Origin of the sequence: Salipiger sp. CCB-MM3, from assembly GCF_001687105.1 — a bacterium.
Lineage (GTDB): Bacteria > Pseudomonadota > Alphaproteobacteria > Rhodobacterales > Rhodobacteraceae > Salipiger.
In genome coordinates this window covers 2137139-2148589 of sequence record NZ_CP014595.1, presented here as the reverse complement: position 1 = coordinate 2148589, position 11451 = coordinate 2137139, and the positions used below count along the sequence as shown (strand labels likewise).

General features: G+C 65.5%; 7 protein-coding genes. 5 read left to right on the top strand and 2 right to left on the bottom strand.

What is annotated here, in order from left to right:
* The first annotated feature begins 4 nt into the window (after positions 1 to 4).
* From AYJ57_RS10425 to AYJ57_RS10410, 4 genes are all read left to right on the top strand, one after another.
* Complete coding sequence (locus tag AYJ57_RS10425) at positions 5 to 895, top strand: LysR family transcriptional regulator (RefSeq protein WP_066104643.1); 891 nt, start codon at positions 5 to 7, stop codon at positions 893 to 895.
* A 150-nt stretch (positions 896 to 1045) separates the two neighbouring features.
* Entirely contained in the window at positions 1046 to 2275 is a 1230-nt protein-coding gene (locus tag AYJ57_RS10420) for a diaminopropionate ammonia-lyase (protein WP_066104640.1), read from the top strand.
* A 15-nt stretch (positions 2276 to 2290) separates the two neighbouring features.
* Positions 2291 to 3220, top strand: a complete 930-nt coding sequence (locus AYJ57_RS10415) for an N-carbamoyl-D-amino-acid hydrolase (protein ID WP_066104638.1) — start codon at positions 2291 to 2293, stop codon at positions 3218 to 3220.
* A 108-nt stretch (positions 3221 to 3328) separates the two neighbouring features.
* Positions 3329 to 3907: an exopolysaccharide biosynthesis protein gene (locus AYJ57_RS10410; RefSeq protein ID WP_083191213.1), complete on the top strand. Its 579-nt coding sequence runs from the start codon at positions 3329 to 3331 to the stop codon at positions 3905 to 3907.
* A 105-nt stretch (positions 3908 to 4012) separates the two neighbouring features.
* Here AYJ57_RS10410 and AYJ57_RS10405 read toward each other — a convergent pair whose 3' ends face one another.
* Both AYJ57_RS10405 and AYJ57_RS10400 read right to left on the bottom strand, forming a co-directional pair.
* Positions 4013 to 7459: a pyruvate carboxylase gene (locus tag AYJ57_RS10405; protein WP_066104632.1), complete on the bottom strand. Its 3447-nt coding sequence runs from the start codon at positions 7457 to 7459 to the stop codon at positions 4013 to 4015.
* 127 nt (positions 7460 to 7586) lie between these two features.
* Positions 7587 to 8705 carry a heme-binding protein gene (locus AYJ57_RS10400; RefSeq protein ID WP_066104629.1) on the bottom strand — a complete coding sequence of 373 codons (1119 nt, stop codon included), beginning with the start codon at positions 8703 to 8705 and terminating at the stop codon, positions 7587 to 7589.
* Between the two features lie 248 nt (positions 8706 to 8953).
* Between AYJ57_RS10400 and AYJ57_RS10395 the strand changes: the two genes are divergently transcribed.
* Positions 8954 to 11401, top strand: coding sequence for an ATP-dependent helicase (locus AYJ57_RS10395; RefSeq protein WP_066104626.1), 2448 nt, complete (start codon positions 8954 to 8956; stop codon positions 11399 to 11401).
* The last annotated feature ends 50 nt before the right edge of the window (positions 11402 to 11451 follow it).

Here is an 11451-nt window from a genome sequence, read left to right as displayed (position 1 = left end):
CCGGATGCGCAAACCCTATATGCCCAGCGTCGGCGAGCTGGAGGCCTTTGTCGCCTGCGCCCGGCGCGGCACCACCACGATGGCCGCCGACAGTCTGAACCTTACGCAGAGCGCGATCTCGCGCTCGCTTGCGGCGCTCGAGGACCGGCTCGGCGTCGCGCTTTTCCTGCGCGTTCGCCAGAGGCTGGTGCTTTCGCCAGCGGGGCAGGCCTTTTTGCTGCAGGCCGAGAAGGTGCTGGGCGAGCTTGACGGCGCCGCCATGGGGGTCATGGCGTTCGGGGGGCAATCCGCCGTGCTGCGCCTTGCGGTGCTGCCAAGCTTTGCCCGCACATGGCTGATCCCGCGCCTGCCGAGCTTTGCCGAAGTCGCCCCCGGAATCACCCTCGATCTCTCTGCCCGGCTGCAGCCGGTGGAGTTCAGCCGCGATCCCTTTGACCTTGCGCTTATGCGCAGCCAGCATGAAACCCCCGGCACCAGCGCCGAGACGGTGGCGCGCGAAGAGATGGTGGTTGTCGCCGCCCCTGCCCTGCTTGCGGGGCGCGCCGAGCTTTCGGACGCGGAACTGCTCGACCTGCCGCTGCTGCAGCAATCCACGCGCCCGACGCTCTGGCTCGACTGGTTCCGCGGCAGCGACACCGACGCGCGGCGCATCCTGCGCGGCGCCCGCTTTGACCATTTCGACATGATCCTCGATGCCGCGATGGCGGGGCTTGGCGTCGGCATCGTGCCGCAGATCATCGCCCGCCCGGCCCTTGCCAGCGGGCAGCTTGCCCTCGCCGCGCAGCGTCGCTTCGACACCGGCGAGAGCTACGCGCTGATCCAGCCCGAACGCAGCGCCGACAGCGAAAGCGTGCAGGCGTTCCGCGACTGGCTCTTGCGCGAAATCGCAGCCTGACGCGGCGGCGCACACGCAGGGCCTGAACACATCGCTTGAGCTGCCCGATTATTCAGCACAGGCTTGCGCGGCGGCGCGCTGCCCGCATGCGGGCCTTTGCAAAAGTCCGAACTTTCTACTTCAGTAACGCAGATCAATTGGAAGGACACCATGGCCGAGGAGATCACCCGCAACGCAGGCACGGAAGAGGCCTTCACGCTCGCCCTGAACGCACAGGCCGCCCCCGGCACCCAGTGGACCGAAGCGCAGAATGCCATCCTCAGCGACGTAGGCTTTGCCACCGCTGCGGGCACCATCCGCGCTTGGCCCGGCTACGCCGAGACGCCGCTGGTTGCCCTTCCCGCGCTCGCCGCTGAGATCGGCGTTGCCGCGCTGCACTACAAGGACGAAAGCACCCGCTTCGGGCTCGGCAGCTTCAAGGCGCTTGGCGGGGCCTATGCGGTGGCGCGGCTGCTGCAGAAGGAACTGTCGGCACGGCTGGGCCGCGATGTGAGTATGGACGAGATCACCGCCCGCGCGATCCCCGAGGCGGCGCAGATCACCGTCTGTTGCGCCACCGACGGCAACCATGGCCGCTCGGTCGCCTGGGGGGCGCAGAGCTTTGGTTGCAACTGCGTGATCTTCATCCACGCCACCGTCTCCGAGGGCCGCAAGACCGCCATCGAGGCCTTTGGCGCCGAGGTCCGCCGCACGCCGGGCAATTACGACGACTCGGTGCGCGAGGCGCAGGAGGTGGCGAGCGCGGAAGGCTGGTTCGTGGTCTCCGACACCTCGTATCCCGGCTATATGGACGTGCCGCGCGACGTGATGCAGGGCTATGAGATCATGGCCGCCGAGGCGCTGGACGCCCTGCCCGAGCCGCCCACCCACATCTTTTTGCAAACCGGCGTTGGAGGCATGGCGGCGGCAGTCACCGCGCAGGCAGTGCGCCGCTACGGCGCGGACAGGCCGAAGATCGTGCTCTGCGATCCCGATCAGGCGGCGTGCTTCCTAGCCTCCTACCGCACCGGCGCGCGCACGGCGGTGCATGGCGATCTCGATACGCTGATGGCGGGGCTCGCCTGCGGTGAGGTCTCGGCGCTGGCGTGGGAGATCCTGCAAGACCACGGCGACGCGGTGATCGCGCTTACCGATGCCGCGGCCATCGCCGCCATGCGCCGCCTCGCCTACCCCGAGGGCGGCGATCCTGCGCTGGTCGCGGGCGAGTCGGCCGTCGCGGGCATCGCCGGGCTGCGCCTTGCCATGGAAGACCCCGAGGCGCGCCAGTTGCTCGGCCTCGACGCCACCTCCCGCATTCTCACCTTCGGCACCGAGGGCGACACCGACCCAGAGCTCTATGAGCAGCTCATCGGCGCCCCGGCCTCCCAGATACGCCTCTAGAAAAGGACCGACCCCATGAGCCGCAAGTTCACCGTCGCCGCTGCCCAGCTTGGCCCCATCGCCAAGGATGAGCCGCGCAGTTCTGCCGTGGCCCGCCTTTGCGCGATGATGAAGGAGGCCAAGGCCCGCGGTGCCTCCCTCGTGGTCTTCCCCGAACTTGCGCTCACCACCTTCTTTCCGCGCTGGTTCATCGAGGCGGGCCCCGAGCTGGATCAGTGGTTCGAGACCGAGATGCCGAATGAGGCCACCGCGCCGCTCTTCGCCCTCGCCAAGGACCTGCAGATCGGTTTTCACCTCGGCTATGCCGAGCTGACGCCGGACGGACACCATTACAACACCGCGATCCTCGTCGGCCCCGATGGCGAGATTGCGGGCAAATACCGCAAGATCCACCTTCCCGGCCATTGGGAGAACGAGGAGTGGCGCCCCTTCCAGCACCTCGAGAAGCGCTATTTCGAAAAGGGCGATCTGGGCTGGCCGGTGTTCGACATGCTCGGTGGCAAGATGGGCATGTGCATCTGCAACGACCGCCGCTGGCCCGAGACGTGGCGCGTGCTGGGCCTTGGCGGGGCCGAACTGGTCTGCCTTGGCTACAACACCCCGATCCACTTTGCGCCCGCGCCCGAGCATGATCACCTGCAGTATTTCCACAACGAACTGTCGGTGATGGCAGGCTGCTACCAGAACGGCACATGGGGCGTGGCGGTGGCCAAGGCCGGGCTGGAGGAAGGCTCTGTGCTGATCGGCGGCAGCATCATCGTCGCTCCCACTGGCGAGATCGTCGCCAAGGCCAGCACCTCCGGCGACGAGGTGATCACGGCAGAGGTCGATCTCGACCGCTGCGCCGAGATCCGCGCAAATGTCTTCAACTTCGAAGAGCACCGCGAGCCGCAGGACTACCTGCCGATCACCGCGCCCAAGGCGAAGCGCAAGGCGGCTGAATAAGCCCATCCCCGGGCGCGCTGACAGGCGCCCGGACCACCACCGCAGCCAAACGGTCTGGAACCGAAGCACCCCTGAGGCGCTTATCCCTACACATTAGTGGGGAACGATATGACCGACCGGCCGCTTGAAGGAATTATGCACGACCTCTCGGAACTCGGAGACAGCGACGGCTGCATCGAGGTGCAAGAGGTGGTGCGCACGTTGGAATCGCGGGGCTTTGGGCCACTGCTCATCGTGCTGGCGGCCTTCCTCATGCTGCCGATCGGAATGATCCCCGGCGTGCCCGCGCTGATCGGCCTTTTGTTCATCCTCTGCGGCGCGCAGATGATGCGCGGCAAATCCGGGGTCTGGCTGCCTTCGAAGATCGCCAGCATCGAGTTCCCTGCGGACAAGTTCACCGCCAGCATCAAGAGAGCTTGGCCGAAGGCCCGGAGCCTTCGCCGCTATCTTGGCTCGCGCATGACATGGGCGGCCAGCGGCACCATCTCGCGCGTCATCGCCGTTCTGCTGATCTTCGCAGGCGCAGCGGTGATCGGCCTCGGCTTCGTGCCCGGCCTGCCGTTCCTCGTCGCCGTGCCGGTGCTGCTGTTCGGGCTTGGCCTGACCTTGCGCGACGGGCTGCTGATCATCCTGGCCTTCGCTCTGCTCGGCCCGGCGCTCTGGGCGGGCGCGGCTTGGGCAATGTAAACACGGGCGATGTAACCGGACGCGGTGTAGGCGCAAAGTAGAAGCGCGGGCTCAGGTCACCCCTGCCCCGCGCTTCGTTGCGTCCAACGCTCTGCGGCGCGCGCCTTACTCTTCCAGCTCGATCAGAAGGTCCTTGGCGTCGATCTGGCTGCCGGGCGTCACATGCACCGCCTTGATCACCGCATCGCGCTCGGCGTGCAGCCCGGTCTCCATCTTCATCGCCTCGATGGTCAGCAGCAGATCGCCCTCCTTGACCGAGGCGCCCGCCTGCACCGCGATCGAGGCGACAACGCCCGGCATCGGCGCGCCGATGTGGTTGGCGTTGCCCAACTCGGCCTTAGGCTTAGCACCGCTCGCGGCCTTGGCCTTGCGGTCGGGCACGCGCACCGCGCGCGGCTGACCGTTGAGTTCGAAGAACACCCGCACCTCGCCGTCATCTTGCGTCTCGCCGACGGTGATCAGGCGGATCTCCAGCGTCTTGCCGGGGTCGATCTCGGCGGTGATCTCGGCACCCGGCTCCATGCCGTAGAAATAGGCCAGCGTCGGCAGGGTGCGCACCGGGCCGTATTCCTCGTGCCGCGCGATGTAATCGGTGAAGACCTTGGGGTACATCAGGTAGCCGTTGAAATCCTCGTCGTCGAATTCGACATCGGGGAATTTCTCCTGCAGCTCGGCGCGCAGCTTGGCGAAATCGGCGGGCGGCAGATGCTTGCCCGGGCGCTCGGTGTTGGGTTTCTCGCCCTTCAGCACCTTTTTGAGAATGCCTTCGGGGAAGCCGCCCGGCGGCTGGCCGAGATTGCCGCGCATCATGTCGATCACCGAGTCGGGGAAGCTGACGTCGCTCTTGGGGTCCTCGACCTGCGCGCGGGTCAGCCCTTGGCTCACCATCATCAGCGCCATGTCGCCCACCACTTTCGACGACGGCGTCACCTTCACGATATCGCCGAACATCATGTTCACGTCGGCATAGGTCTTGGCGACCTCATGCCAGCGCTCTTCCAACCCCAGCGAGCGCGCCTGCGCCTTGAGGTTGGTGAACTGCCCGCCCGGCATCTCGTGCAGATAGACCTCGGAGGCGGGCGCCTGCATGCTGCTCTCGAAGGCCGCATATTGGCCGCGCACCGCCTCCCAGTAGTTCGAGACCTCGCGGATCACGTCCACGTCGAGCCCGGTGTCACGCTCGGTGTGGCGCAGCGCCTCGACGATAGAGCCGAGCGTGGGCTGCGAGGTGTTGCCCGAGAGCGCATCCATCGCCGCATCCACCGCGTCGACCCCGGCCCGGCTCGCCTCCATGATGGTGGCGATGGCAGCACCCGACGTGTCATGGGTGTGGAAGTGGATCGGCAGGCCGACCTCTTCTTTCAGCGCGGTGATCAGCGCACCAGCCGCCGAGGGTTTCAGCAGGCCCGCCATGTCCTTGAGACCCAGCACATGCGCCCCGGCCTCTTTCAACTGCTTGCCCATCGCCACGTAGTACTTGAGGTCATATTTGGCACGCGCAGGATCGAGGATATCGCCGGTGTAGCACACCGTGCCCTCGCAGATCTTGCCGCTGTCGATCACCGCATCCATGGCGACGCGCATGTTCTCGACCCAGTTCAGCGAGTCGAAGACGCGGAACACATCGACGCCCGACTCCGCCGCCTGCGCGACGAAGCTTTGCACCACATTGTCGGGGTAGTTGGTGTAGCCCACGCCGTTGGAGGCGCGCAGCAGCATCTGCGTCATGACGTTGGGCATCTTGGCGCGGATGTCGCGCAACCGCTGCCACGGGCATTCCTGCAAGAAACGGTAGGCCACATCGAAGGTCGCGCCGCCCCAGCACTCCACCGAGAAGAGATTCGAGAGGTTCGCCGCATAGGCCGGCGCCACCTTGATCATGTCGAGCGAGCGCATCCGGGTCGCCAGCAGCGACTGGTGGCCGTCGCGCATGGTGGTGTCGGTGATCAGCAGCTGCTTCTGCGCCGCCATCCAGTCGGCCACGGCCTGCGCGCCCTTCTCTTCCAGCAGCGTGCGGGTGCCCGGCGGCGGCGTTTCGGCGCGCAGTTCGGGCGCGCGCGCGGGCTTCAGCTCGGCATGCGGCTTAGGACGTCCCTGCACCTCGGGGTGACCGTTGACGGTGATGTCGGCGAGATAGGTCAGCACTTTGGTGCCGCGGTCCCGGCGCTTCTTGAAATCGAAAAGCTCGGGCGTCGTGTCGATGAACTTCGTGGTGTACTGGTTGTTCAGGAACACCGGGTGCTTGAGCAGGTTGATCACGAAGTCGATGTTCGTGCTCACGCCGCGAATACGGAACTCGCGCAGGGCGCGGTCCATGCGGGCGATGGCCTTCTCGGGCGTCGGCGCCTTGGCGGTCACCTTCACCAGCAGCGAGTCGTAATAGCGGGTGATCACCCCGCCCGCATAAGCCGTGCCGCCATCGAGGCGGATGCCCATGCCGGTGGCCGAGCGGTAGGCGGTGATGCGGCCATAGTCGGGGATGAAGTTGTTGGTCGGATCCTCGGTGGTGATCCGCGTCTGCAGCGCGTGGCCGGTGAGGCGCACGTCGTATTGGCTGGCCTTGCCGGTGGCCTCTGCAAGGCTCTTGCCCTCGGCGATCATGATCTGCGCCTGCACGATGTCGATGCCAGTCACTTCTTCGGTGACGGTGTGCTCGACCTGCACGCGCGGGTTCACCTCGATGAAGTAAAACTTGCCGCTGTCCATATCCATCAGGAACTCGACGGTGCCCGCGCATTCATAGTTCACATGAGCGCAGATCTTGCGGCCCAGTTCGCAAAGCTCTTCGCGCTGCGCCTCGGACAGATAGGGCGCGGGTGCGCGCTCCACGACCTTCTGGTTGCGGCGCTGCACCGAGCAGTCACGCTCGTAGAGGTGATAGATGTTGCCCTGCTTGTCGCCGAGGATCTGCACCTCGACGTGGCGGGCGCGGATGATCATCTTCTCGAGATAGCCCTCGCCGTTGCCAAAGGCCGCCTCGGCCTCGCGCCGCCCTTCGAGCACCTTCTCTTTCAGTTCCTTCGACGACTCGATCGGGCGCATGCCGCGCCCGCCGCCGCCCCAGCTGGCCTTGAGCATCAGCGGATAGCCGATCTCTTCGGCTTCCTTGGTGATCGCGGCAAAATCATCGCCCAGCACCTCGGTCGCGGGAATCACCGGCACCCCGGCCTCGACCGCCACTTTGCGGGCGCTGGCCTTGTCGCCAAGCGCGCGCATGGTTTCCGCCTTGGGTCCGATGAAGGTGATGCCTGCCTCGACGCAGGCATCGACGAACTCGGGATTCTCGGACAGCAGGCCATAGCCCGGATGGATCGCGTCGGCGCCCGATTCCTTGGCAACGCGGATGATCTCGGGGATCGACAGATAGGCCGCCACGGGGCCCAGCCCCTCACCGATGCGATAGGCCTCGTCGGCCTTGAAACGGTGGAGCCCCAGCTTGTCTTCTTCGGCATAGACGGCGACCGTCTTCTTCCCCATCTCGTTCGCGGCGCGCATGATGCGGATCGCGATCTCGCCCCTGTTGGCGATGAGAATCTTCTGGAACTCTGGCATTATCTTCCTCCGTCACTACCGCCATGCCTGCGGGTGACGTGGAGTGAACGCCATGCTGCGATGCGGCGCAAGATGACTATGCAAAGTTAGCACCCGTGAGCGCCAACTTTGCAAAATGCCGCCGATGTCAGCCGTTGCTCGCGTCCTGCTCCTCGGGTTTGTGCAGCGGCTCGCGGGCCGGCGCCTCATCGAGGCACATGATGTTGATGCTGACATGCGGCCAGCGGATCAGCGCGCCTTCTGGCCCACCGAACTGCGGGAAGAAGTCGAGCAGCACGTTCTGAATATAAGCCAGCGCCCAGCCCCGGCCGTTGATCGGTTCTTCCAGTTCCATGATCCAGAAGAAGGCCTCCATCGCCGTGGCATTGGCTTCGCTCACGATGAAGGGGATATTGACGATCCCGCCCGTGGCGAACTCGGTATTGAAATGCAGCGTCGTGGTTTGGCGGATCGGACCCAGCGCCGCGATTCCTCCGCGCAGCAGCTCCCACGGGCGCGAGACGTCGAACAGACCCTCGAACTTATTGCCGCCACTCAGATCGCCATAGGGCGCGAGATAGCGCGTAAGCTCCGGGTCCGGCTCGCCCGGCGGGGATTGCAGGTGCACAGGAAGGCCGCTGATCTCTGGCACCAGCGGCGCGCCCGGGCGGGTGAAGGACACGCCCATCGCGGTCACCGTATCGCCATGCGGGATCGAGGCCAGCCGCGCCACATTGAGCGGCAGCTTGGTTTCACACTCATCCCCCGCGGGCGTCCTGACCACGTAATCTATGAAGGTGTGCTGATCGCGAATCCACAGCATGAAGCCCGGCTCATGGTGGATCCCGGCACCGATCTTGCCACGGATCATGTCGCTCGACGGCGGAGCGTCCTTCACCGCGATCTGCGCGATGCGCTGCATGTAGTCGAGACCAAAGATCGTCTGGTCGGTCTGCGCCGTCGCATCGGCACTGCCCTCCTTGTCGACCCCACGGTTGGGCACGGGTCCGTCGACGGTCAGGAAATCGAGCGTTTCGTTGTATTGGTTCGCCAGCACCCGGAAGTCGCCGCTGGCATCGGTGAAGAAGGGCAGCGCGATCATGTTCCAGCCGCGGCCTTCAAATCCGGTGGTCAGCCCCTCCTTTGCGTTGATCCATTTGCCCGGCAGCTTGCTCAGCGCGCCCAGCTTCTCTGGTTCGGACCTGTCGGCGGGCCGTATGTCGCGATTGCCGTATTCGTGAACCTTGGCTTCCAGTTTGAGTTCCATCGATCCCTCCTCCAGAATCTCTGTCGTGCAATGGATTTCGGCCTCTGGCGCCGGGAGCGAGCCGTGGTCAAAAGCGGACTCCGCAACCGGCGGGTGCAAATGCGGTCTGAAAATCCCGTTCATTTTAGACGCCGCGACCGCCGCCCACGAGTGCGGAAAACCTCCATGGAGTCCGCCCGCACAGTGATTTTTGGAACAAATAAAGAACGCACCTTTCACAGCCCGCCGTGCCGCGCTAGATTTGCGCCATGAGCAGCTTTGACGACATGGATGCATTCGAGGGGGCCTCGCTGTCGCAGCGGGCCATGGCGGCGCGCCCCGCGCCCTATCTCGACGACCTCAACCCCGCGCAGCGCGAGGCGGTGGAACGGCTCGACGGGCCGGTGCTGATGCTGGCCGGCGCCGGCACAGGCAAGACCAAGGCGCTGACCGCCCGTATCGCGCATCTGCTGACCACCGGCCGCGCGAGGCCGAACGAGATTCTCTCGGTGACCTTCACCAACAAGGCCGCGCGCGAGATGAAAGAGCGTGTGGGCCGCCTGCTCGGCCACGCGGTCGAGGGCATGCCGTGGATGGGCACCTTCCACTCGATCTGCGTCAAGCTGCTGCGCCGCCACGCCGAACTGGTGGGGCTGAAGACGAATTTCACCATCCTCGACACCGACGATCAGATCCGTCTGCTGAAACAGGTGATCGCGGCCAACAACATCGACGAGAAGCGCTGGCCCGCCCGGCAGCTCTCGGGGGTGATCGACAACTGGAAGAACCGCGCCTGGACTCCCGACAAGGTGCCGGCGTCCGAGGCTGGCGCCTTCAACAACCGCGGCACCGAGCTTTACGCCCAGTATCAGACCCGCCTACGCGAGCTGAACGCCTGCGATTTCGGCGACCTGCTGCTGCATGTGGTGACGATCTTCCAGCAGCACGCCGATGTGCTCGAGCAATACCAGCGCTGGTTCCGCTTCATCCTCGTGGACGAGTATCAGGATACCAACGTCGCCCAATACCTCTGGCTGCGGCTGCTGGCGCAGGGCCACACCAACATCTGCTGCGTCGGCGACGACGATCAGTCGATCTATGGCTGGCGCGGCGCCGAAGTGGGCAACATCCTGCGCTTCGAAAAGGATTTCCCCGGCGCCCATGTGGTGCGGCTGGAACAGAACTACCGCTCAACCGCGCATATCCTCGCCGCCGCCTCCTCGGTGATCCGCGGCAATGAGAACCGGCTCGGCAAGGAACTCTGGACCGAGGCCGATGGCGGCGAGAAGGTCCGCCTCATCGGCCATTGGGACGGCGAGGAAGAGGCGCGCTGGATCGGCGAGGAGATCGAGGCGGCGCAGCGCGGATCGCGTGGAATGCGGCCCGTCTCGCTTGATGACATGGCGATCCTCGTGCGCGCCTCGCACCAGATGCGCGCCTTCGAGGATCGTTTCCTGACCATCGGCCTGCCCTACCGGGTGATCGGCGGCCCGCGCTTCTACGAGCGGCTCGAGATTCGCGATGCCATGGCCTATTTCCGGCTGGTGGTCTCGCCCGAAGATGATCTGGCCTTCGAGCGCATCGTCAACACGCCCAAGCGGGGCCTCGGCGACAAGGCGCAGCAGAAGATCCAGATCAAGGCGCGCGCGAACGGCACGACGCTGCTCAACGGCGCGCGGCTGCTGCTGCGCGACAAGGAGATCACCGGCAAGGGCGCGGGCAAGCTGGCCACCTTCGTCGAGCAGATCGACCGCTGGCACGAGGTGGCCCGCCAGCAACTGGGCCTCCCCTCGGAGGTGCAGCAGGATGATGATGATCTGGTGCTGATCGACGAGGACAAGCCGCTGGCCAAGACCATGAGCCATGTGGAACTGGCCGAGGTCATGCTCGACGAGAGCGGCTACACCGAGATGTGGCAAAACGACAAGAACCCCGATTCCCCGGGCCGGCTGGAAAACCTCAAGGAACTGGTCAAAGCGCTGGAGAATTTCGACAACCTGCAGGGGTTCCTCGAACACGTCGCGCTGATCATGGACAATGAGACGGAAGAGGCCGGCGCCAAGGTCTCGATCATGACGCTGCACGCGGCCAAGGGTCTCGAATTTCCCGCGGTGTTCCTGCCGGGCTGGGAGGACGGGCTCTTCCCCTCCCAGCGCTCGATGGACGAAAGCGGCCTCAAGGGGCTCGAGGAAGAGCGCCGCCTCGCCTATGTCGGGATCACCCGCGCCGAGGAGCTCTGCACCATCTCCTTCGCCGCCAACCGGCGCGTGTTCGGCCAGTGGCAATCGGCCCTGCCCTCGCGCTTCATCGATGAGTTGCCCGAGCAGCACGTCGAGATTCTCACCCCGCCCGGCCTCTACGGCGGCGGCTATGGCGCCGCGGGCATGAACAGCGGCTTTGGCGGCGGATCGGGGCTGGAAAGCCGCGCCGCCGAGGCCAATGTCTACAATTCCCCGGGCTGGAAACGCCTGCAGGAACGCTCCTCCAGCGCCCGCTCGGTCAGCCAGCCTCGCGAGAGCCGCAATCAGGTGATCGACCTGCAGGCGGTCTCGGCCTTCGAGACCGGTGAGCGCGTCTTCCACCAGAAATTCGGCTATGGCGCCATCGTCGCCATCGAAGGCGACAAGCTCGAGATCGACTTCGAGAAGGCAGGCGTCAAGAAAGTGGTGGCCCGTTTCGTCACCGCTGCAGATTCGGCGGGCGACGTGCCGTTCTGACGCGCCGCCGGGGCGGGCTGTTGACGAAACACCGACGCACACCTTGATAT

What these genes read in the sequence shown, in the direction of transcription:
- AYJ57_RS10425 (WP_066104643.1), top strand. Translation starts at nt 5, where the DNA reads ATGCGCAAACCCTATATGCCCAGCGTCGGCGAGCTGGAGGCCTTTGTC.
- AYJ57_RS10420 (WP_066104640.1), top strand. Translation starts at nt 1,046, where the DNA reads ATGGCCGAGGAGATCACCCGCAACGCAGGCACGGAAGAGGCCTTCACG.
- AYJ57_RS10415 (WP_066104638.1), top strand. Translation starts at nt 2,291, where the DNA reads ATGAGCCGCAAGTTCACCGTCGCCGCTGCCCAGCTTGGCCCCATCGCC.
- AYJ57_RS10410 (WP_083191213.1), top strand. Translation starts at nt 3,329, where the DNA reads ATGACCGACCGGCCGCTTGAAGGAATTATGCACGACCTCTCGGAACTC.
- AYJ57_RS10405 (WP_066104632.1), bottom strand. Translation starts at nt 7,459, where the DNA reads ATGCCAGAGTTCCAGAAGATTCTCATCGCCAACAGGGGCGAGATCGCG.
- AYJ57_RS10400 (WP_066104629.1), bottom strand. Translation starts at nt 8,705, where the DNA reads ATGGAACTCAAACTGGAAGCCAAGGTTCACGAATACGGCAATCGCGAC.
- AYJ57_RS10395 (WP_066104626.1), top strand. Translation starts at nt 8,954, where the DNA reads ATGAGCAGCTTTGACGACATGGATGCATTCGAGGGGGCCTCGCTGTCG.